This is a genomic window from Enterobacter sp. JMULE2, assembly GCF_013337145.1.
Classification (GTDB): domain Bacteria; phylum Pseudomonadota; class Gammaproteobacteria; order Enterobacterales; family Enterobacteriaceae; genus Enterobacter; species Enterobacter mori.
On sequence record NZ_SGWD01000017.1, the window covers coordinates 288,290 to 309,000 of the forward strand.

A 20,711-nucleotide genomic window follows, 5' to 3' on the forward strand; every position below is an offset into this window, starting at 1 on the left:
TTACTCCGCAGCGCCCGAGGGCGAGGACGGCGAATCTGAACCCGGCGAGCCGGGACTCCCGCCTTTCCGCTTTACCGTCAGCGTGTCCCGCGCGGCACGGAGAACGTCAAAATCCGCCTCGCTGAGATTGTCATAAAGCATCTGCGCCGTCAGCGACTCGCGCGGGATATCGCCCAGGCTGACCAGCGACGCGGCCAGTACCGCAATCCGATAGAAGGTATCCCCGACATAGCCATCCGTTGTGCCCAGCGCGTCGTCCGTCGCATCAAGCGCCTCGGCGGTGTGCTTCATCAGGGTTACGCCCATCTCAAAATCACGGTGCAGCTTCCCGTCAAACAGAACACCTTCCGGCAGGGTGCCTTTTTCCGTAGTGACCATTACGCATTAACCTTATTCAGTGCGCCCATTTTGATGTCGATTTTGGCTTCGTTATCGACCGTGTATTTTTCGCCCACTTCAGTCGTGAAGCAGTCGAGATAGGAGGTTCGCTTCTCGCTCTTGTTGAGCGGGTAGATGGTGATTTTCACCCCCTCAAGGTTCGCCCAGTCCGGGATATCGGTTTCGGGGATGACTGCCGAAATTGACAGTTCCCACGTGGCGATGTTGCGGGAAATACCTTTTGCGCGGCCAGTCTTGTTCATGGTTTTCACCAGCTTGCGCCCGGCGTTGTGCTGGACATCAAAGTCGGTGATTTCAATCTCGCGACTGTCGACCTCCATCACAATGGAGCCCACATATTCTTCAATAGCCATAATGGTTGTTCCTTACAGAATCATATCGATGCGGCCTGCAAAGACGTGCAGCCCGTTGACCACGTCCGCCGGGATGATTGCATCCACGCGGTTCGGATCTTCCGCACTCGGATCTACAATGAGACGGTCCCGCCAGCGTTCAACGTTTTCCAGAATCTCAGCGGCTTCGAGCTTCATCAGAACGTCGTACAGCTCGCTGCGCACCTTGTCGCGGATGCGGGCGGTGTTTTTCTCGTTCGGAAAACGCAGGCGAATACGATCCCGGCAGGCCTTGCGCGTGTAGTCCAGCGTGCGGATGGAGGTGATATCCAGCAGCGAAACATCCTCGGCCCCCTGCGGGGAAACCGTGTATGTGGAGACGGCGCGCACAATCTGAACCGTATTGCCCGGCCCGACCTCAACCGGCGTCAGCCCGTTATGCAGGGCACTTTCCTGCTCGTTACGCCCCGAACGCTGCGGCATCGCCACGATATCCATACCGTTCAGCGGCTGGTCGTTGAGCGGGCGGGCCGGGTCTTCTTCCGCCGCCAGTACGGCACCGTATGCCGCCGCCAGTACGCCCGGCAGGCGCACGGAGCCGCGATACCATGGCATTGAGATACGGGCATCATTGACCGCAGCCGCAAGCCCGATCCCCGAGCCCAGACTGCCGGTCCAGCCCGCGCAGCCAACCGCGCCGCGCTGCTCCATTGCGCTACCGGTTGCGGTCAGGTGCTCGCTGAGCGCCGCGAGGGCACCGGGGGAGCTGAACGGGCTGATAATCACGTTATGACCGGCGGCAAATACCGCATCGAGGGCGGGCTGAATGTCCGGGTCCATCTGCCCGTCGGCCATCGGCGTGACGGTCAGCGTCAGTCCCGTGGTCGTGGTGCTGGCAGACAGCGCGATGGCATTACCCCATTCACCCTTTGAGCGGGCGGTGATTTTCAGCGATGCGCTTTCACCATCGATGCCGCCCGTCACCGGCAGCGTGAACAGGGTCGACATGGCTGCAGCCAGACGGGCCATCAGCACAGCCCCCGTATCGCCGGTTTCCACGTTGACGGCGACCGCTTCCCCGGCAATCCAGAGCGAGAGCGTTCCCGTTTTCCCCGCCGTCCCGGCGACAAGCAGGCCGCCGGACGCCGCCACACCCGCCACACCTTCAGCCTCCGGCAGGCCGATAGCCTCCAGCTGAAGATATTTATTGGCACGGATAGCCGCGCGGATCATCGCTGCCGCCAGTGAGCCAGCACCAAAGAGCGCATTGCCCTCATCATCAGAGAACACCTGCACCGGCGTCAGCGGCGTGGCGCTACCTTCGGCCAGCATCGGACCAATGACCAGCATGCGCTGAGGGTTGCCCGGCAGCGTATTGACCGCCAGACGGGTGTTAAACTCCATGTACACGCCCGGCTTGCGGATGCTGGCCGGGATGGTATCGAAGCTGATATTACTCATCTCAACTCACCTTCTTCGTTGTTTTCACGACAGCGTCGCCGGTCGCGTCAGCGTCCGTCTGCGCCATGGTGGCAGGTGCTGCAACCGCCGTGTCGGTGGCGTCATTCACCAGAACGAGATCGCCGTCGGCAAGCGCGCGGCGGTAATAGGCGGAGCTTTGCACCGCCACCGGCTCGCTGGTGATGTGGTTTTTGGTGTCACCTTCGCGCGGGAATCGCATCCCCGCAGCGGCTTTAACCCGGATTGTTGCCATCTTCTGTATTCCTCAGTTCAATCACATCGTGCAGGTCTGCGTCTTCTGGCGTGCCGGGCTGGTGATAGTCAGCACCGACCCGCAGCAGGTCAGGGGCCGGGTCTGACAACCGGCCTGCGTACCGGTTAAACGGTGCGTCAGGCGCTACCGGGTCCGTCGTGCGTTCAGGCCACGCTCCGTTCTCCAGTGCCACCTCCACCCAGCGGGTGTCGAATTCGCAGGCAAAAACGGAGGCCGCCTTGCTCTGCGTGCTGGAATTGAACAGGGTCCGCACGCGACCCGGTTCGAAATAATCAATCTCCAGCCCCAAATCCTGACCGGTAATCAGGCGGCGAACCGACTCGACCAGCAGGTTCGTCCCGACCTCGTTCAGGTTGACGCCGCCGTGACGGGTGCTTTCTTCGCTGCGCGTGTTGTAGTCACCGACGACCACGACGAACCGCCCGGTCACGATCCGCTTTGTGCGGGAGGTGCTGTAACGCTGGGTTTTCACAATGCCCCCGAACGTCACCCACGCGCCGGGCAGGCAGCGGACGATGGTCCCGATGTCCTCGTCCAGCTCCCCGGCGTAGCTGGTCACATCCCTGACCATCCGCCCGAGGCCGAGGCGAAGGCGCTCGATAAGCGCCAGTTCAATCCCGGCAATCAAAACGCGCCCCCGCCGGTAGACTCCCGCCCAAACTGGCGAATGCCGGAGATGACCCGCATCTGCGAGGTCGACTGGATCACGCCGCCTGACGTGTCGCGCCCGAGGTTAATTTTCCCCTCGGAGACTTTCGTCAGAAACTTGATCGCATCGTCATAGCGCAGGCGTATTTCCTCGGACAGTTGCCGGTAATCACTGGTCAGCTGATAGCGGGCAATGTCGCAGCAATAGCCGACGAGGATCCCCGGACTGTCTGACCACGGCGTTTTGTACCGCCCCACCAGATAGCCATCAATCACGTTACTGGCGCGAACCAGGGCAAGCTCCAGCTTTTCGCTGTCGACTTCGCCGGTCCGTTCTTCATCGGTCAGCGAGATAGCCTCGCGCTCGCTGAACGTCTTAATAAACTGGTCTGGTGTGGCGTAGGGCATGGCTTATTTCCCTTTTTTGGACGCGGCGTCGAGCTGTGCCGTCAGGTCTGCAACTTTCTGGCGCTCGCCTTCCAGCTCGGTGGTCAGGTTGCTGACGTTCTGCCTTTCGGTTTGCAGCTGCTCCTGCGCTTCCGTCAGCTCAGTGGTCAGCATCTGGATCTGCACCTTTGCGCCGTCCAGCTCTGCGGTAAGGGTTTGCACTTGCTGGGTTAATTCATCCGGCGCGACAGGCTGCTGCTCGTTCGCGTTACGGATAGCCACAACCAGCATCGGCTCGTCCTGTAGCTGTTTGATTTGCTCTTTCGTGAACTGGCTCAGCGGATAGGTCATGGTCTGTTCGCTGTGGACCATGCCCGCGCGGCGGAAACCAGGACGCTTCGCGGTGATATCGATAACCTTTTCCATGTCTTACGCCTCCGTACCGGTGGAGCCGAAGGCCAGCTGCCAGAGACCGTAGCCGCCAGCGGCGCGCGCTTCTGCACCGTATTTAAATTTCTTGCGGCTGAAGACGTCGTCCGCGGCCATGTCGGTCTGTTCAACCAGGTGCGGGGCTTTACGCTCCTGGTAGAAGAACGGCGTGATCGCCTTTTTGGTGTCCAGCAGGAACCACGCGGTATCGCTGGTCAGGCGAGGATCAACCACGACCTCCGCCGTCCCTTTGTAGATGTTGGCTTTGCCATCTTCCAGACGGTCCACCGTCATCAGCGCGTTGGCCGTGTCCTGCAATGCGACAGGCACCAGGAGGATGTTCGGCGTCACGTTCAGGGCGCGACCGTCGTCGTCCTTCACTTTGCCCATCTGCGTTCGCGCTGCACCAAAGGACGCCTGCGCCGCTGCCAGCGTGCTAATCGACAGCTTTTTGGTCCCCTTGTTGGAGAAAACGCCAGCGCCTACCGGATGGTCGGTGTCAAAAAAATACTGGCCGTCATAGCAGAGAGACGTAAAGGCATCATTGACCAGGCCGGAGACAATCTCGTCCGGCAGCTGCGCGGCAGACTCACCGGCAGATTTTGCCTGGATGGCATAAATGCCGATCATGTCGTCTTCGAGGTCGTTACGATCCACCTCGATGGTCGCTTCCCAGTCGTCGTTCTCGACGGAGTATTTAAACGCGGCCAGCGATTTAACGACCTTGTCGCCGACCCACTTGCGCATCTGCGGGAAGGAGGACAGCCAGCCGTAATCGTTGGATTTCCCCGTGGACGGGATTTTCATCGCGATCTTTTGCCACTGGGTTGGTGCGCCGTTTAACGCCCCGTTAAACGTGGTTTTAAGATTGACGAAAAACGCCGAGATATTCGCCTTGTTAACAATCATTTATTGACTCCTTACGAGATAAAGACCCAGACGCCGTCTGGTGAAACTTCCATTACTGTTCCGGCGGTGCGCGGCGCGGTAGCGTCGGCGCTCACGGTCACGCTGTTCTCAACCTGACAGCGTCGGCCCACCAGAGCCTGAGTGACGGGACTGGCTGAGCTGTTCGCCAGGCAGAAACCCGCGCCGCGCTGAACCAGAACCGTCGCGCCACCGTCTGCGCCGCCGGAGTTGTCCACGAACTCGTCGGCCACGCCGATGACGGCAAGCGAGTCGGTATCGGTGCCGGAGTCAGCCGGAACCGCGAAGCCCGCCGCATTGATGGCAACCATATTGCCGCCGTAAATTGTGACGCCGCCCGAAACCAGAAACGGAATGAGCAGGCCATCTTTTCGCCAGGTGTTGCGATCCATAGTTAGTCCCCTAATTGCCGGGCAATTTCTGCCGGGTCGTTACCGAATGCGCTGCAGACCGCCAGTTGCTCAGGCGACATCTGAGACACGTTAACCTTGTCTTCCGGTTTTGGCGGGATGAAGGTTCCGGTCTGGGTCTGGGTCTTGCTGAGGGCTGCAATTTTTGGCGCGTTCTCCAGCCAGCCTTTAAATCCGGCCATGTCTTTTTTGCCGTAGTCCTTCGCCCATTGCTCCTGGGTCGGCAGCAGACGTCCATCCGACAGCGCGGCCATGACAAGCCCGTCCAGCTCCTGAGTCGAGGAGGTCTGTGACAGCGCCACGTAGCGGCTTTGCAGCTCGTTGAACGACGCCAGGTCGATATGCTTTGCCGGGTCGTAGGCATTCGCCGACAGGCTGGCGATTTGCTCGTCACGCTGGTTAAGCAGAGTGAGCAGACCGACCGATGCCGCTGCCATGCCCTGGCCTGCTGAGACCGCATCGATAATTTTTTGCAGCTCTGCGCTGACGTCTGCGGCGGTTGATGTCTCCGGCAGGTTCAGCAGCCAGCGCAGTCGCGCCAGCAGTTCGACTAATTGTTCTTCATCCACAGTGGTGGTCTCCGTTTGGGTTGAAAGGCTGACAAGGCGGCTGGCTGCGGCCAGCATGACCTCATCCATTCCGTCGAGTGCAGGGGTGTTGGTGAGCGCAGCGTGCAGCAGCTGCGTGACCTCACCGCGTTTGTTGTAGAGAAACACCGGCGAAATAAACCGGTATTCTTTTTTCCCGATCATCGTCGCCGCGCTTTCGGTCCACTCGACGTTGACCGCAAACAGGCCTTCACCTTCGCGCCATTCCACCTGACTGAACCAGCCCGCAGCCGGAGCAGGTTTACCGTTGCGTGGGGCGTTAAGGGTCTGGTGTTCATAGTCAATGACAAAAGGCGTGGAGGCGGCGCTGACCTGAGCAACCAGCGCGGCGGCCAGCTCCGCAGTCAGTATCCATACGCAGTTATCAGTGTCGTTCGGGCGACCGTCGACGCCAGCAAACTCGCCTGCCGGGAGAAGCTGGATTTCGTTTGTTGCGCCGGTGGCGCTGTTGATGGCAAGGGCTAATGCCGCGATACGTGTTTTCATAGGCCGCATCATCGCGGCAAACGGGAATCGCGTGCAGCTGAGGAGGTTCAGCGGTTCATTTCAGAAGAAAAAAAGAGAGTGCCGGAGTCGGGAGAGGTCGCAACCCCTTTTAAACCCTTTTTAAAAACGCCTGTAAGCCATTTTCAAGCGCAACAGCAACAGTGACGGGGATAAAGCAATAAAAACGCGCTGAGCGAATTACAGCGCGTTTGACGGCAGCTAGTCAATAACGTTTATAAAATACCTGATCGCGGTGCTTTCCAGCTCTTTGATATCCTCGCCCGTGAGCTGGAGGAACGGACGCGCGGGCATCTTCACCGTATACGCACCGACAGTCGCGCTCTGTACAAAATTACTGTTGCGCTTTTTGACGAACTCGCGGCTGACGCTGCCGTTCTTGTACTGTTTAAAATACAGGTTCGTCGTGCGCGCCTCGTGCTTAATCTCGCCGCCCTCGTTGTGTATCCTCGCGTACCGGACATTCGTCCCGACGGTTGCTTCATCGTTGGTGATCGCCGCGCGTATGCTGGCGGCCAGTCTCCCGGTCTTCTGGAGTATCTGGCCGGAGCCGCGCGTCTTCGCATAGGCCGGACTCCAGCCCATCCATTTCGGGCGACCCTGCTGCTGGAAGTTTTCCTCCACCGCGTCCAGCATCGTTCCGGCCAGCGCGGTCATCAGGTCATGGCGCTGCCTGGTTGAGCGGATAAGCTTCAGAAGGGACGCATTATAGGTGCTCAGGTCGACTTTAAGGTGTGAGTCTTTAGCCATTATTCCCCCGGAGAATCCTGGATTGTCCAGCCGGTCAGCTCGTCACCCTCAACGGTCGCGACGGACCAGCGTTCGCCTGTTTGCAGAGAATAGCGCCAGGCGGTCCCGTTTTGCGCCATCTTTGCAGCCTGCTCGATGGTCTGCTGCATAAGCACATAATCCGACAGGGCGGGCGGCGTCGCAGCGCCTGCCAGCTGCCGCATGACCGGTGCACTGACGCTGACGGTCTGAAGCGCTGCGCCGGTTTTATCAACCTGCGACGGCGAGAGAACGGCCAGCGGATAGCGCTGCCGGTCATCAAGCTTAGCGACGTTCGTCACGCCACGCGCAAAATCGGGGCCGGTGAGCGAGCCGGTGACGTACTGGCGCGCGGACTCGTAATGGTATTTTTCCAGCGCAGGCTGGAACGCGACCTTGCCCGGATTGAAACCGAAGCCGGGGTCGGCGGTATAGACTGACCCGTCCGGCATTTTCAGGCCCATCGTCGTGATGGTCTTGCCAGGTACGCCGTATTCCTGCTCGACCTCCACCAGTCGCCCCTCGCTGCTCTGCACGGTGAGGCCGTACTTCTCCACATCAGACCGGGAGCGGGCGCGAATGCGGCAGCGGCATCCGTGGCCGTCAGGCGTGTAGAGGTATTCCCAGACCGGGTCGTCTGCCGGGGCGGTGAAGCCGTTCAGGGCGGCATGTTTTGGCCGGGTATGTAAGTCCATGACGGCCACGCGCTCGAAGTATGGCCTGTCCGCCACGTTCGCCATCTGCTGCTGGTAGCGCCCGGCGTTGTAGCTGGACTGGATATTGGTGTCGAAGATGGTCTGTAAGCGGCGGGGCGTCAGCTGTTTGCCCTGTAGCTCTCCGGTTTCGGGGTCGGCGACCAGCCCCTTACCCATCCAGCCTTTGGCCTCCAGTAAGGGCTGCAGGTTTTTGACAAACGTCTGATACGTATCCCCGTTATCCAGTGCGGACTGCAGTCCGCCCCGGATATCCTGGAGCACATCCAGCTTCAGGACGCCCGCGACCGTGAACGCCCTGGCGTGGGCCTGAGTCTGGACGTCATGCCAGTTAAACCCGATGGCGTAGCCTTTGCTTTCGAAATACTTGATCGCTTCCTCAGGGGCGAGCGAGTAGGCGTACCCCAGATCCACATCATCAGCTGTCGGCATTTAAGCGCCCCCAGACGTCGACGGTAAATATGGCCTGCTCCAGCAGCTGGCGCAGCGTGTCATCCGGCAGGGTCGGCCATGCTTCAGCGAGAATATTCATCGCCTCGTCCGCGCTCTGGCCGCTGCTCAGCGCCGCGAGGAGCGGAGCCAGTAGCGCGTTCATCCCCTCATTGATCGCGTCAGCGGGCAGCTCTGCCCGGTCAATAGCGCGCTGCGCCGGGTCATCATCGACGGTGATCCGGGTGCTGAGCGCGGCCAGCCTCAGCCCCTCCCGGATAGCGCTCAGGCTGGCCGGGGCGGTGCTGCGGTTTGCAGCGGGGAGCAGAACAGGCTCGCCGTCCTTCGGCGTCGGGATGCCCGTTTTTTTACGCACCCACGACGTCGGGATATCCGTCATGCCGACGTCATTCACCAGCGTCGCCACCGCGTCCGCCCAGTCTTTGATCGGGATTTCTGCCTGGGTATCGAACGACAGGCGGGGTAAGCGACGCGGGAGGATATGGCCGTAGCCGTTCAGTGCCGCGAGCTGGCTGATAAGATTCGCGAACATGCCCTCCATCTGTCGCGCGTCGGCGGTCATGATGTCGTGGCGGACCTCGTTGTGGACGTTCCCCAGCGCGTTGGTGGAGGACTTACCGTCCGCCTGACTGGTCAGCGTACTGCCTAAAATGGCTTTGGAGACGGTACGCTCCGCCCAGTCAATCATCGCCATAAACGTATCCGCGCCGCCGCTGGCCGCTTCTTCGAACTTAATTTCATTCCCCTGCGGGATGGCGGCCACGGCCTCGTGGCCGAGGTGGACAAGCGCCTCCAGGATACGGTCGCGGTCCTCGTCGCTGGTTCCCTGCGCATAGTAGGCGATACGGGCAGGCAGGCCGTAAATTTCCAGAAATTCAGCAAGGTCACGCAGGGCGAAGTTTTTAAACAGATACGGCCAGACCAGCACGCGGAACAGCCCCGAGGAGGCGCTGAAGCCGGAGCGGGCATTATGGCGATGAACCAGCCAGCCGAACGGCCACAGCTCAGCGCCGTTCTTCCCGTCCTGATAGCTGCCATCGTCGAGGCGAATTTCGTCGCCGTGGTTAGGCAGCGTTAAAAACCAGTGGTGTGGCCGCAGGTTGATGGACTGCGGAAGCCAGATTTTATCCGCCAGCTCCCAGGTAATTTCCTGACAGCTGAAGCCGTAGCCGACGGCGGACATCCCGTTCAGGATCACGTCCTCCATGTTCGTAATCCCCTGAAGCCAGTCGTCCACGGCGGCGGTCAGCTCCAGCTCCTCTTTCGTCGCGTTGCGGGGCGGCTCGACTGACCTGTCCAGCGTAAGCAGAACATTTTTGCGTTTCTCCATCTCCGCGAAAAGATGGCCGTCGCGCTCCTCCATATCGGCAAACAGCATGGCCTGCGCCTGAAGGCTTCCCTGTTCGGCGGCTTCCAGAATACGCGGCAGACGGCGAATATTCAGCCCCCGCGACGGGTGATCGGGATAAATGCGCATACGCTCCGCGACCTTCACCGTCTGCTCCGTTTTGAGGGTCTCGCGCTGAAGCGGCCGCCCGTTGATGTCAACAATCTGCGCCATTACCAGCCCCCTGAGCCGAAGCGGCTGTGACCATCACGCCCCTGATTTCTCGGGGTGTGAACCTGAAATTTTGCGCTGCGCGATACCGCCAGCACCCAGAGCATCTGGAGACAGTCCGGGCCGTCGTCGTGGTCTGCCTTGGGGTAATGGCGGAGCTGGTCAATCAGCGTCTGGTGTGCCGGACTCAGGCGGATCAATCCGTTAGCCATATGGGGCTGGATGGATTCTATGCGCAGGGCCTTATCCTCCAGCGGGATGACCGGCATCGCCGGGACGGGGACGCCGAGCGCGGCGGAACGTTCGATTAGCACGGTACGTAAAAACTCCTGAAACTGGACGGACTCCACGGACCAGGCGAGGCAATGATATTCCCGCTGATACTGGATCACGTCTTCGATGATTTTGTTCGGCAGACGGCGGCGGATGTCGGCTTCGACGACGTCCAGAATGCCGGTATACCGGTTAAAGCCCCCGACAAGGATCGCCGACGGGTCGCGGCCCTTGTTTTTCTTGCCGAGGCTCGGGTCCAGTGCGCCATAAAAAACCCACTCGTTAAGGCGATTAACCCAGAAATTGATGCAGCCCTCCGCAAAAAGCGCATCCTCGCCGCTGACCGGGTCGTTCTGGTATTCGCTGTCGAAGGTGTCGTGGCCGTCACGAACGCGGATTTTCATCAGCGCCAGCAGCGGACGCGCAGCCCACGACACGACGGCCCCGGCCAGCATGTCGGCCTCGTTCTGCTGATAGAACGCTTCGGCGGCCTCCAGCTGCTTGTTGCGGATAAGTTCTTCCCACTCGTCCCACAGCTTCATCTGCGCGGGCCACTGGATGACGGCCTTAAACCTGGCCGTCGTCCACATAGGATTGTCGAGCGTGCGGGAAAGAACGGAATCGTAATGGAGGATGGTGCCGATATAGACGATATCGGTTTTGCCGCCCGCTTCGCCCAGCGGCATGACGGTCTTCGTCAGCCACTGCGCCAGCTTGTCGCGCTGCTCCGGGTTACGGACCATCTCGTCGTTCTCGATATCGTCCAGGATAATGAGATCGGGACGATACGGACCGTGACGCAGGCCGCGCAGCTTCTTACCGCTGCCCGCGACCGTGACCTTGATATTGTTCGCCGTGACGATGGTCCCCATCCTCCAGACGCGCCCCTGACCGCAGGCGTCCGGGAAATCGTTTTTTAAACGGGGATTAAATTCAAGCTCCGCCTTGATGGCTTCCAGCATCGGGTAAGCCTGGTCGATACTGTCCATAATGATGACCGGGTAATGCTTCAGCCTGCGAACAATTACCCAGAGATTGAACAGCTGGCTGACGAGCGTCGATTTCGCCTCACCGCGCGGCGCGGCGATGGCGTCGTTCTCGCCGTCCTCGCTGGCGATGATTTGCGGCAGACGCCGGAAAAGGTATTTATGCAGCTCGCTTTTCGCGGGGTTGCGGACGTAGTGCGGGAAATACGTCTCCACAAAATAATCATACCCCGTGACCGGGTCGGCCACGGCGGCGCGTCGCCTGTCTGCTTCGGCCTTATCGGTGGAAAAGCCTTCACACTCCGCCTCAATTGTCTGGCGGAGGTTGGCAATATATTCCTGAAGGCTCTGCTGAAACTCCTTGAGTGATATTTTCCGTTTTGACACGTTTACCCCTGTGCGGACCTGGACTGCGCTTTCTCAATACGGGCGCAGGCGATATCAAAATACTGGTTTGTCAGTTCAATGCCGGTGAAGCTGCCGCCGCGCGCCAGAACCGGGAGTGCCGTTGTGCCGCTACCCATAAACGGATCGAGAACATGCGCAGACGGAGCCAGCGGCCTGACGAGTTCTTCCATGAGCCTGACGGGCTTGCCGGTCATGTGCAGCTTTTCAGACGGGTTAACGCGCTCGGTGATCACGCCCGGAAACGGTCCATCGTGAGGACACTTCGCCAGCTTGCCGTTACTGCCCCACGCGACGTATTCAGCCTGGTGGCGGAAATAGCCGGTATGAGGCGCGCGGGAAGATTGCGTTTTGTCCCAGACCACCACGCCGCGCCATAAAATCCCGCCCGCCTGGAGCACGTCGGTCAGCGTCGGGAGCTGTCGCCAGTCGCTGAAAATCATGCAATATGCGCCAGGGCGCAGTAGCCTTGCGGCCATTGACACCCAGCGCGTACACCAGAACGCCCAGCTTCGCTGGTCGCGACTCTCACCAGCGAACTCGGCGTAATATGCGCTGTTTGCATATTTTTCCGAAGGCGGCGCGGAACGGTCGCCCTTGTGCAGACCGCCGCTGCTGTAGGGCGGGTCCGTAATCAGTGCATCAAACTCGCCGGTCAGCACGGGAAGCACGTCAAGTGCATCGCCGCAGTAAAGGGTTGCATTTCCAATGGTTTGCTTTTGCATAGTTCACCTCTGAAAATTGCCCGCTGACCGGGCATGATTAACGGAACTCGTTTTCCAGCTCGCTGGCGAAACTCTCCAGCACGTCCACGAACTCGATATGCAGGGCAGGCCTCGTCCTGCTGATAAAGACGCCCAGCTTCTGCACCACCTCAAGCGCCGTCGCCAGACGGTCGGTTTCCGGCAGCATTTTTTTGCTGCTTGAAACCGCCTTTGACAGGCTGTCGGCAAGGCTTGCCAGTAGCTCAACGGCCTCCCTCGGGGGGATATCCGGATTCTGGTTCAGCTGCTCCATCGTGGCCTGACAGCGAACCACCAGGCTGACAAGCACCGTTCTGGCGACGCTTTCCAGACCATCGCCCGCCAGCGTATGTGCCACCCTGAGCTTGTCCCAGTCATCCCCTTTACGGGCGGCCTCGGCTTTCCAGCGGCGTGCGGTGTCGTAGGGAACCGATTCGCGCAGCGCCACCATCTCAAGGGAAAGCTGGTCAAAAATGTAACCGGAGCGGACTTTATCCCGCGCCGCTTTGGGCCATGCCATCATCCATCCTTTTGAGCGTCTTCGATTTTGCGCTGGACCACGCTGGCGTATTCGCCGACGGTGACTTCCTTGTCCGTGTCCAGGACAATTGTCGTACCGCTTCGCCCGTTATAATCGACTCCGTAAAAATGGGTGATTCGCTCACTCATTACGTAAGTAGGTTCTGCCGTATAGCCATATGACTGAAAACTAATTACCGCCATCGTGTTCATCCTCCGTTCCGGTTTTATCAATCCACAATGGAGCGGATTTATTCCATGCCACCCTGGACACACCTGTTGCCTGAATGTACCGCCACGTCAGCCGCGCCAGCGTGCTGCAACAGGGCGCACATCAATGTGCGTAAAACCGCTGTACCGACCGATGCCATACGTGCCCGGATATTTTCGCTCCAGATAATCAGCGACCAGCGCAGGCGTGCGTCCGCGTACGACAATGTCGGCGGCAATACCCTGCACGTGCTGTGAGTTCGGTACGCCGCCCACCTTCGCATTGTGCTTTTCGCAGCGGCAGCCACTGTTAATCGTGACTGGCGAATTAAAGTGCGAACGCACATCTTCCAGCACAACAACCAATTCAGTGGAAATGCTGTTGAATCCACAACCGCAATGACAGGCAAACTCGCTGTCGCTGAAATGTTCGCTCAAATTACCCATGCTTCATGCTCACTTTGATATAGTTAAATTCACACAAAAAGACTTTTAATTTCCGTTACATATGCAATTATTCAGGCGTTTGTCTGGTCCATAATAATAAATTGCCTGGAAATAACTCTTTGACGCCGCCACCCGAGCGGCTTTTTTTTATCTGATGATCCGGTCAGCCGCCTGGTGTATGCGCATCTTCACGTAATCCTCATTTTCCGGTCGCCCGGCAAACCCGACCGCCAGCATTCCGATCATCGTCCCGAAACGCGGCGGAATGGCCGCCGCACAGACCCACGTCACGCCCGCATCCCTCGCTGACTTACCGACGGCGGTATTGGCAACATGCGGCCAGCACTTCGTTTTGCTGTTAATCAAATCAATGGTATCGGCGGTTAGCTTCGAATAAGGGCGCAGAGCCAGATCGCCGGTGCCCTCAAGGTTGGTCAGGTGTTCGTTTCTGACACGCACGAAGATGGCGCGGCGCTGGTTGCTTTCTAAATTGATTGACCAGACCGCGACGCTCAGCGCGCCGGTATCGGCCATCATGGCCGTCATCTCTGGCTCAACGCGCGGTTGATCTATCTGCGGGGTGCCGAAGCTTGCCATGCCCCAGAATGCCAGCTCGCGCCGGTACTCCCAGAGGGCATAGCCCGAGGCGCAGAACGTGACCAGCACCATGAAAATGACAAGTTTCTTCCAGTTATCCACCCACCGCAGAACGGTGATGGATTTATCAAACAGGCCGCCAGTCTGGGGTAACTGTTCCATGCGTACAGACTCCTGGGTTTTAGAACCAACGACGGTACGATGAGCGGCGCAGTCTGAGCCGGACAGCAGCGTAGTAAAGAGGCGTTGATGCTGTGTTAAAAAACTGAGGAGATGATGCGATGAAACAGAAAGGGGAAGCAGTTGAAGGGGTTCAGCGGTTCCCCCGTTAAAGGGGGAACCGGGCTAGTGTACAGGGGTTTTTACCCGACATCTATAATGGCAAGGTCCGATTTATCTTTCGGCGGTTTTTGATACTGTAGTTTGCACTGTTCGTAAATATCCTGATATTGCTGATGAAAAAAATCAATGTGTTGATCTGTATTGCCAGACGAAAGGGCAGTAACGATCAGTGATAACGCATAATTATCTGCCGCCGCTGGCAGAATGCCACAGCGCCCAAAAGGTTCATCAAATGGGCCGCCCAATGGTTCAGCGAGCTTTTTAAGCTCTTTAAAATCTTCAATTAAGAAATTACGGGTCTGAAGAACAGTTTCATAATCGCCGCTCTGAACGGCCTTTTCCGCATCTATTACACTGTTTCTGGATACCACAATCATCCGATTGGCTAATGGTTTCAACTCCTCGTACTGTTTGAGCACTTCACTGTAGTTATACTCCTTACCCGCTAACGCAGGCTGCACCAGCAGCAGGGAAACAAGGAGGGTTAAAAACGTTTTTTTCATACAATATTCCTTTATTTTTAAAACAGGGCAGACTGCACGAAGCCAGAATTACCACAATGGCCGCGTAACAGTTTCCAGCCCTGACGGTCGCTAATACCAAACTCAGGACAAAGAGCAGCCATCGCCTGACGGAGGGACATCCCCTCCGCCTGACGGGCAGCAACAGAAGCAATAAAGCGTGCGTTGCGCAGGGTGCGAAACGCCGAATCACAACGAGGAATATAAAACTGGTCAGCGCCCACATAGCGGGTTAGCGCGCCTGCCTCCTCCTCTGTCAGCACTTCACGCAGCATCGCGTGAACGCCGCCCGTTCTCTCTTTCGCCATGCCGTTGCGGGAAGTGAACGTTACCCCGCCGAAACGGCTAATGAGCCTGGCTGTAGCAGCATAGCCTATGATCAGGATCAGCTCTTTAACCGATGCTGGCAAAAGTGATTCAATCTCTGCCAGCTCCTGTTCGTTAACGGTGATTTTCACGTTTTGCCCTCCGCTTCGCATCGACGGCCAGCGCCTGCATCAGCTTTTTAAGCTCCTCAGTCGTGAGCCAGTCAAGACGTTCGCGCTGAAACATACGCTTAGCCATGCCGGTGGCGTAGTCCCACGGACGGCCGGCATCGGCAAGCAGCGCCTCAACCTTTTTAAGGATATCCTCGCGGGTCTTTGCCACTGAAGGGCGGCGACCGTGGCGCGTGGAATGCCGGGGGAACCCGGCATTGTGCAAGTAATCTTTCACGGTCTGGAGTTCGTCCAGGCTGCAACGGGTCGAGCTGGTCTTCCCGGTCAGGCGCATCAGCGTCTGGCGATACAGGGCATCGTCCCAGCCCAGATACGCCTGACCGGCTTTGATAGCCCCGATCAGCTTTTTAGCGGTTGGCGTCATCACAACCTCCCCGATATGCTGCTCATTTGGTGGACTCCTGGCGATACATCATGATTGTCAGATCGTCTTTAGTAGCCAGACGAACCGTTGTTCCTGGTTCGATGCCGGACAGGTCAAAAGCATCGTAAAATTCGTTTACAGCTTTTTGTCGACGAGATTGCTTGCGGCGCTTATCCCATTGCTTCAGTAAAGTGCTAACGAAAAACTCACCTGTTTTGAACAAGATGAAAAAATATCCCATCACGGCCAGTCCGATATTCAATGTCTCAGCAGTGCTCATAGTCCACCCCCTGACACCAGAATTACCGCCAAACCAATACCCACAGCGAAGATAATCATTCTCACGATATACCCCACACCCAGCACCCGGAACCCGTTCTGCCAGGAGATGAAAGAAGCAACGGCAATCAATAGCGGGCAGAAGACAATTGCAAAAAGGACAACCAAGAAAAAATCCGTCATGACCTGCGCTCCTGCTGAGTCTCAATTGCGTTTCTGATCTCGTGATAACGTTTTTTGCCTAGCATTCCACTAAGGCTTGAAAGCCTTCCTGACAGTTCATCCAGCGTTGTTATACGATGGCGTCTGAGTGCATTCAGCGTCCTGACGGTAAGCCCTAATTCCTCAATAACGACAGTAAACGCCTCCCGAACGGTCAGCCCCAGTTTCACGGCCAGTGCGTGTTCGGCCCTGGCACCTTCTGACTCCTTCCAGCCTTCAAGCAAATAAATCTCGTCCGCGCACTGAAGCATCGATATACAGACATTCATATATTGAGGCTGTGTCAGACCATCAGGGAGCACCGCCGGGTTTAATACGGTGTATCCCTGACGGGAGAGCTTTTCAGCCGCAAGGTGAAAGGCGGGACGATTGAAGTTTTCAAGGCCACTCATTGGGCCAGCAATGTACACAATCATCGTTTAAGCTCCTTAAACACGACTTTTAAGGCGATTAAAGCGCCGAGAGTCAGACCGAAACCAACGGGTAAAGAGACGATCAACCCGATACTGCACCACCCGAGCAGCTCCATCATTTGCCACCTCCCGCAAGAGCGAGTGGGGATGATGCCCCGTTAACGCCGTGGCTCAGCTGTGCCTGCTTCCCGGACAGATAACCGGCTGTTCTGGCAGCGTCGCCACCGTTCGCTTTACGGGCATCGCGGCACGAACCAGACTCCAGCCCGCTGGCAAGCTGCCGCTCGCGATACAACTCCATGAGAGTGGTTTCGGACTCGGTAGGGACCAGTTCTGCGACGATGTTCCATACGCCGCTGGCCCAGCCTTCACAAAACTGGTCGGCTTTCGCGGTGCGGTTTGCTGGTCTGGTGTTACGGTGTAGTCCTGCAATAAACTCTTTACGGGCGGCCACCATCTGGCGGGCCAGCACGTCGAATGCGTAGGCTGCAATCTGCGGACGGGAGTCCGGCCCGTAAAACGTAATGACGCGACGCGGGGCGCTGTAGAAGCACTTGGTCTCACGCCAGGCAAAATAAGCCTGCACACCAAAAGCGCGTTTGATCACCTCAACCAGATAGACCAGGTATTTAGGCGGGGTCTGGGCGTGGTTAGGTGCGCCCTTACTGCTGGCCTCGCTGATATTCGTGAATTCCGCCTCCAGCTCAGTGAGGCTGTGCTCGCGCATCAGGTTCTGCGCCTGACGCAGGGCTGCGGCGGCCTCGTTCTGGTTAGTTGCCTTACGCGCCAGATTCAGCAGTTTTTTAATTTTGGCGAGATATTTTTCTTTATTCACAATTAAATCCTGACATTTTTTGATCAAATTCAATTACTTATTAAATGGATAATCCGTTGGCCAAATTCGGCATAAATAAAGAGGCAAATATGACCGACTCAAAAAAAGTAACGGCAGCAGCCATCGCTGCTAATACGACGGCCTGGAGTTCTCTGGTCGGTGTTCTGGCTGCTCAGGGAGTTCTGGATCTCGATGTCCTTGATTTTGACTTGCGGCAGATGCAGCAGAAGTTACGGGAGGCAAAAAAGGCTGACATTGCTGAGGCACTTGACTGGCATCTGGGGCTGATTGAGTCATGGAAAAAAGAGGACGACTTAACGTAATTTCAACCTCTTTCATCATGCTTTTATCAGAGCGAATTGCTTTCATGATTTAATTCCTTAGCTGTTTTCAGGCGTAGCGCCGCCCTGCGGGTTTACGCCTGATTTAATTTCGATTAATAAAACGGTTTAAGCTTCTTTTACAGTGACGCCGTTTTTCAATTTGTCGATATGAACGAAATAAGGTTCGACATTAATTTCAACAATAGAGCCGCATTTAAAATCACGTGCAACGCTTACCGTTGAAACCACCCGACCACCGCGCTGGGCGGGGTGCGCTACCAGAGTGAATACAGTCTCAGGTGGGTAAAGCGCATTAAACTCGGCGGCGTTCACTTCAGACCCCTGCCATATCCAGAGGAATAGCGCGATATTCGTCGGAATCACCCACGCGCTCGTATATGCGAATATAGGATTTTGTCCCGACAACCTGGACTGACTCACTGATAGCCAGCATCGCGTTCTGCCAGCGTTCGTCTGTGATTCCAAGGCGACGAAGGGCCAGCACGCGACCGGTCTTGATATTGCCTTCGGTGTCGCTGGCGAACGCTTCACTAATCAGGGCGTGAATTTCCGGACCTGCGTCTTTTGTCCAGTCAGCCAGACATTCGTCAATCAGCGCTTTAGCCGCCTGGAGACGCTCGTCGAATTTGATGTTTTCGGCCATAGCCCGCTGAATTTTGAAGCGCCCGTCAAAGCTGAACAGCGTAACGTTACCCTTAGCGCCGCCAGCTTTTGCGCCGTACTTCTCAGCGGACAGGTCAACGAACGCCTGGATGTCAGCAATCGCGCGCGACTTAAGCTCACGCAGGGCGTTGGATACGGTGATGGCAAGCTCAACCAGTTCACCGACCAGCGCGTCGCGATCCAGGTCTACCGGTTTAACCAGACTGACAGGGGTCAGAACGCCGCGCGCGTCCGTCCAGTACCCTTCCGGGGTTGGGGTGGTAGTAAACTGCTTGATGATGTTTTCAGTGGACATTGTTATTTCCCTCGTTGTTGATAACTGTTTGTTCGGTATCGAATAATTTTTCTGCGCTGCGTTTAATGTGCTGTGCAATAGCCATTTCCTGAATGGTAAAACCATCTTCGTGTCCGAAGATCGTCGTTGTGGCTTTTGCCACCTCCTCAGTGCAAACGATGATGACTTCAACTTTAATTCCCATGTTCAACCACCGTGCTATCAGTATCTTCACAAATGCGCTGCACTTCGAGCAGGCAGGCGGCAGCAAGGGCTTCCACAACCTCACGCTCAACCGGATCGACTTTCTCGCTGTCGTCAATTTCAAAGCGAAAATCAATATTCTTTTCGCTGTTAAGCGTGACGCCAACCATTAACTTCACTGACATACGTACTCCTTTCTAATGTAACGATTCAGACCACACGACCTTGCAGCCGTTGACCATGTACTGCCCCTGACGGTAGCGCCCGTGGGCGTTAGCGCCGAACTCCAGATAGAAGGCTTTACCCTCATGAACCATGCGCTCACAGAAAGCGCAGGGCTTAACGCGAATAACGGGCTGCCGGCCAATCAGCGATACACCCCGCACTTCTATGCGCTCAGCGCTGAGCGCGTTAATAACCACGCTGGCCTTTTGCATTTCTCTGACGAAATCAATTTTTGAACCGGTCATCATTAATACCTCTACTTATGACCTTGCCGAAGGCATGCGAGCGCACATGCGGGCGAGGCGATATGCCTGACGAAACGACGTTTTGGTCGGACGGAAATTCAGCACAAGCATTTCTTCAGCATACTGGTCCACATCCCAGTCGAAGTTGTTATTGCCGACGCCTGATACTTCACGCTGCCATGAGTACAAATCGACGCATAAAGACCGGCGATTAAAGCAGTAAATAAAAGAGCTACCTGCTCCAACAGAAATATCAGTACGCGCATGAGCGGCGCTGCGCTGGATATTTGAAAGAGACTTAACCTCATGAATCATATTGCTTTCCATTTTTTTCACCCTAGTTAATCAACATTTCTGAGAACTTACGGACCGCACCGGCATCAACTGCAACGCCATTAAGCAGGCTGTAGCGATTGACACCGCGCAGCAGCTTAAAGAGACGCCGCGCGTTGCCCTTGCAGGCAGAGAAAAGAGCATCGCTGACGGCAGAATCTTTCGCATCGCTCAGCACGCTGGTAGCAATCGCGTCAATGTCTTCACGCGGCAGAACGTCGCCGAGCGGCAGAGCAAAACCGACGCGGCTGTAAAGCTGTTTATACTCGCCGCGCTTACCTTTCAGGTTGATAATCAGACGGGGCATCCCCGCCAGCACAACCCCAATACCGGCCTTGTCATGAATACGGCGGATAGTTTCCAGCGCACGGTGAGGCAGATTCTCCGCTTCATCAATCAGCAGGATGCGACCAGAGTCTTTGAGCGCAGCAATGATGGCCTCACACAGTTCGTGCATGTTGCCGCGCTTGTTCAGCCCAAGACGGGAACACAGCTCCTCCAGCACCACGCGGGCGGTATAACCCGGATCTGCTTCCAGCAGGAGCGCCGTTCGGTTTTCGCTGGCGTACTGGCGCATCACCATGGTTTTCCCCATACCGGCATCGCCATAAATGACGTTAATGTCGCCATCGAGGTGAGCCATGCGTATGACCTCAAGGCACTTGCTGGCGGTGTAGGTGCGGATAAATGAGACAGAGAGTTTCTGGCCTTTTTCTTTCTCAGCTTCTCGTGCAATCAGCGCATCAATGTCGTGTTCCAGCGCCTTAACATCCCCGGCATATTTACCCTGTAAATACTGGCTGATAGTGGCGTTACTTTTCCCGAGCGCCCTGGCAACCTGCGTCTGAGACCAGCTGCGGCGTGCCATTAATTCAGATAATTGCGTATTCATATTCACCTCG

Annotated in this window: 34 protein-coding genes; 1 reads left to right on the plus strand and 33 read right to left on the minus strand. The window is 57.0% G+C overall.

The window, feature by feature from the left end:
* From EXW94_RS23580 to EXW94_RS23705, 26 genes are all read right to left on the minus strand, one after another.
* Positions 1-378 (minus strand): hypothetical protein, encoded by a 378-nt coding sequence (locus tag EXW94_RS23580; protein ID WP_174341150.1) that lies wholly within the window; start codon positions 376-378, stop codon positions 1-3.
* Positions 378-752: a phage tail protein gene (locus tag EXW94_RS23585; RefSeq protein WP_174341151.1), complete on the minus strand. Its 375-nt coding sequence runs from the start codon at positions 750-752 to the stop codon at positions 378-380. The genes EXW94_RS23580 and EXW94_RS23585 overlap by 1 nt, the downstream gene beginning before the upstream one ends.
* A gap of 12 nt (positions 753-764) precedes the next feature.
* Complete coding sequence (locus EXW94_RS23590) at positions 765-2,192, minus strand: phage tail sheath C-terminal domain-containing protein (protein WP_174341152.1); 1,428 nt, start codon at positions 2,190-2,192, stop codon at positions 765-767.
* A 1-nt stretch (position 2,193) separates the two neighbouring features.
* Complete coding sequence (locus tag EXW94_RS23595; protein WP_174341153.1) at positions 2,194-2,445, minus strand: DUF2635 domain-containing protein; 252 nt, start codon at positions 2,443-2,445, stop codon at positions 2,194-2,196.
* The gene (locus EXW94_RS23600) at positions 2,426-3,094 is read right to left on the minus strand and encodes a DUF1834 family protein (protein WP_174341154.1); all 669 of its coding nucleotides are present in this window, start codon (positions 3,092-3,094) and stop codon (positions 2,426-2,428) included. Before EXW94_RS23600 ends, EXW94_RS23595 begins: the two co-directional genes overlap by 20 nt.
* The gene (locus EXW94_RS23605; protein WP_174341155.1) at positions 3,091-3,522 is read right to left on the minus strand and encodes a gp436 family protein; all 432 of its coding nucleotides are present in this window, start codon (positions 3,520-3,522) and stop codon (positions 3,091-3,093) included. Before EXW94_RS23605 ends, EXW94_RS23600 begins: the two co-directional genes overlap by 4 nt.
* Positions 3,523-3,525: 3 nt before the next feature.
* Positions 3,526-3,927 (minus strand): HI1506-related protein, encoded by a 402-nt coding sequence (locus EXW94_RS23610; RefSeq protein ID WP_174341156.1) that lies wholly within the window; start codon positions 3,925-3,927, stop codon positions 3,526-3,528.
* A gap of 3 nt (positions 3,928-3,930) precedes the next feature.
* Positions 3,931-4,839, minus strand: a complete 909-nt coding sequence (locus EXW94_RS23615) for a Mu-like prophage major head subunit gpT family protein (RefSeq protein ID WP_174341157.1) — start codon at positions 4,837-4,839, stop codon at positions 3,931-3,933.
* 11 nt (positions 4,840-4,850) lie between these two features.
* Positions 4,851-5,249 (minus strand): hypothetical protein, encoded by a 399-nt coding sequence (locus tag EXW94_RS23620; protein WP_174341158.1) that lies wholly within the window; start codon positions 5,247-5,249, stop codon positions 4,851-4,853.
* A gap of 2 nt (positions 5,250-5,251) precedes the next feature.
* Positions 5,252-6,361 (minus strand): phage protease, encoded by a 1,110-nt coding sequence (locus EXW94_RS23625; protein ID WP_174341159.1) that lies wholly within the window; start codon positions 6,359-6,361, stop codon positions 5,252-5,254.
* Between the two features lie 219 nt (positions 6,362-6,580).
* Positions 6,581-7,129 carry a phage virion morphogenesis protein gene (locus tag EXW94_RS23630; protein WP_174341160.1) on the minus strand — a complete coding sequence of 183 codons (549 nt, stop codon included), beginning with the start codon at positions 7,127-7,129 and terminating at the stop codon, positions 6,581-6,583.
* Complete coding sequence (locus EXW94_RS23635; protein WP_174341161.1) at positions 7,129-8,292, minus strand: phage minor head protein; 1,164 nt, start codon at positions 8,290-8,292, stop codon at positions 7,129-7,131. Before EXW94_RS23635 ends, EXW94_RS23630 begins: the two co-directional genes overlap by 1 nt.
* On the minus strand, positions 8,279-9,871 hold the full coding sequence (locus tag EXW94_RS23640) for a DUF935 domain-containing protein (RefSeq protein ID WP_174341162.1): 1,593 nt from the start codon (positions 9,869-9,871) through the stop codon (positions 8,279-8,281). The genes EXW94_RS23635 and EXW94_RS23640 overlap by 14 nt, the downstream gene beginning before the upstream one ends.
* Positions 9,871-11,514, minus strand: a complete 1,644-nt coding sequence (terL, locus tag EXW94_RS23645; protein WP_174341163.1) for a phage terminase large subunit — start codon at positions 11,512-11,514, stop codon at positions 9,871-9,873. The genes EXW94_RS23640 and terL overlap by 1 nt, the downstream gene beginning before the upstream one ends.
* Positions 11,515-11,516: 2 nt before the next feature.
* A complete protein-coding gene (locus EXW94_RS23650; protein ID WP_174341164.1) occupies positions 11,517-12,257 on the minus strand; it encodes a DNA methyltransferase in 741 nt (246 codons plus the stop codon).
* A gap of 37 nt (positions 12,258-12,294) precedes the next feature.
* Positions 12,295-12,795 carry a DUF1804 family protein gene (locus tag EXW94_RS23655; RefSeq protein WP_174341165.1) on the minus strand — a complete coding sequence of 167 codons (501 nt, stop codon included), beginning with the start codon at positions 12,793-12,795 and terminating at the stop codon, positions 12,295-12,297.
* Positions 12,795-13,007 (minus strand): hypothetical protein, encoded by a 213-nt coding sequence (locus EXW94_RS23660; RefSeq protein WP_174341166.1) that lies wholly within the window; start codon positions 13,005-13,007, stop codon positions 12,795-12,797. The genes EXW94_RS23655 and EXW94_RS23660 overlap by 1 nt, the downstream gene beginning before the upstream one ends.
* Before the next feature lie 87 nt (positions 13,008-13,094).
* Complete coding sequence (locus EXW94_RS23665; RefSeq protein ID WP_174341167.1) at positions 13,095-13,451, minus strand: D-Ala-D-Ala carboxypeptidase family metallohydrolase; 357 nt, start codon at positions 13,449-13,451, stop codon at positions 13,095-13,097.
* 147 nt (positions 13,452-13,598) lie between these two features.
* Positions 13,599-14,210 (minus strand): hypothetical protein, encoded by a 612-nt coding sequence (locus tag EXW94_RS23670; RefSeq protein ID WP_174341168.1) that lies wholly within the window; start codon positions 14,208-14,210, stop codon positions 13,599-13,601.
* 200 nt (positions 14,211-14,410) lie between these two features.
* Positions 14,411-14,893 carry a hypothetical protein gene (locus tag EXW94_RS23675; RefSeq protein WP_174341169.1) on the minus strand — a complete coding sequence of 161 codons (483 nt, stop codon included), beginning with the start codon at positions 14,891-14,893 and terminating at the stop codon, positions 14,411-14,413.
* A 17-nt stretch (positions 14,894-14,910) separates the two neighbouring features.
* A complete protein-coding gene (locus EXW94_RS23680; protein WP_309232519.1) occupies positions 14,911-15,369 on the minus strand; it encodes a mor transcription activator family protein in 459 nt (152 codons plus the stop codon).
* Positions 15,353-15,772: a gp16 family protein gene (locus EXW94_RS23685; RefSeq protein WP_174341171.1), complete on the minus strand. Its 420-nt coding sequence runs from the start codon at positions 15,770-15,772 to the stop codon at positions 15,353-15,355. Before EXW94_RS23685 ends, EXW94_RS23680 begins: the two co-directional genes overlap by 17 nt.
* Positions 15,773-15,794: 22 nt before the next feature.
* Complete coding sequence (locus tag EXW94_RS23690) at positions 15,795-16,052, minus strand: DUF4752 family protein (protein WP_174341172.1); 258 nt, start codon at positions 16,050-16,052, stop codon at positions 15,795-15,797.
* Positions 16,049-16,234, minus strand: coding sequence for a hypothetical protein (locus EXW94_RS23695; protein WP_174341173.1), 186 nt, complete (start codon positions 16,232-16,234; stop codon positions 16,049-16,051). Before EXW94_RS23695 ends, EXW94_RS23690 begins: the two co-directional genes overlap by 4 nt.
* Entirely contained in the window at positions 16,231-16,689 is a 459-nt protein-coding gene (locus tag EXW94_RS28605; protein WP_174341174.1) for a DUF4406 domain-containing protein, read from the minus strand. Before EXW94_RS28605 ends, EXW94_RS23695 begins: the two co-directional genes overlap by 4 nt.
* Before the next feature lie 112 nt (positions 16,690-16,801).
* Positions 16,802-17,521, minus strand: coding sequence for a DUF2786 domain-containing protein (locus EXW94_RS23705; RefSeq protein WP_174341175.1), 720 nt, complete (start codon positions 17,519-17,521; stop codon positions 16,802-16,804).
* Between the two features lie 89 nt (positions 17,522-17,610).
* Here EXW94_RS23705 and EXW94_RS23710 point away from each other — a divergent pair, with 89 nt between their 5' ends.
* Positions 17,611-17,844: a hypothetical protein gene (locus EXW94_RS23710; RefSeq protein WP_174341176.1), complete on the plus strand. Its 234-nt coding sequence runs from the start codon at positions 17,611-17,613 to the stop codon at positions 17,842-17,844.
* Positions 17,845-17,970: 126 nt separating this feature from the next.
* Here EXW94_RS23710 and EXW94_RS23715 read toward each other — a convergent pair whose 3' ends face one another.
* Genes EXW94_RS23715 through EXW94_RS23745 form a run of 7 tightly spaced genes read right to left on the minus strand, consistent with a single transcriptional unit; the run spans position 17,971 to position 20,707 of the window.
* On the minus strand, positions 17,971-18,177 hold the full coding sequence (locus EXW94_RS23715; RefSeq protein ID WP_174341177.1) for a hypothetical protein: 207 nt from the start codon (positions 18,175-18,177) through the stop codon (positions 17,971-17,973).
* A 1-nt stretch (position 18,178) separates the two neighbouring features.
* A complete protein-coding gene (locus tag EXW94_RS23720) occupies positions 18,179-18,823 on the minus strand; it encodes a DUF3164 family protein (RefSeq protein WP_174341178.1) in 645 nt (214 codons plus the stop codon).
* Positions 18,813-19,007 (minus strand): hypothetical protein, encoded by a 195-nt coding sequence (locus EXW94_RS23725; RefSeq protein ID WP_174341179.1) that lies wholly within the window; start codon positions 19,005-19,007, stop codon positions 18,813-18,815. Before EXW94_RS23725 ends, EXW94_RS23720 begins: the two co-directional genes overlap by 11 nt.
* Positions 18,997-19,191 carry a hypothetical protein gene (locus tag EXW94_RS23730; RefSeq protein ID WP_174341180.1) on the minus strand — a complete coding sequence of 65 codons (195 nt, stop codon included), beginning with the start codon at positions 19,189-19,191 and terminating at the stop codon, positions 18,997-18,999. The genes EXW94_RS23725 and EXW94_RS23730 overlap by 11 nt, the downstream gene beginning before the upstream one ends.
* A gap of 12 nt (positions 19,192-19,203) precedes the next feature.
* On the minus strand, positions 19,204-19,476 hold the full coding sequence (locus EXW94_RS23735; RefSeq protein ID WP_174341181.1) for a hypothetical protein: 273 nt from the start codon (positions 19,474-19,476) through the stop codon (positions 19,204-19,206).
* 15 nt (positions 19,477-19,491) lie between these two features.
* Positions 19,492-19,803, minus strand: a complete 312-nt coding sequence (locus EXW94_RS23740) for a hypothetical protein (RefSeq protein WP_174341182.1) — start codon at positions 19,801-19,803, stop codon at positions 19,492-19,494.
* A gap of 10 nt (positions 19,804-19,813) precedes the next feature.
* Positions 19,814-20,707 carry an AAA family ATPase gene (locus EXW94_RS23745; RefSeq protein WP_174341250.1) on the minus strand — a complete coding sequence of 298 codons (894 nt, stop codon included), beginning with the start codon at positions 20,705-20,707 and terminating at the stop codon, positions 19,814-19,816.
* Between the last annotated feature and the right edge of the window lie 4 nt (positions 20,708-20,711).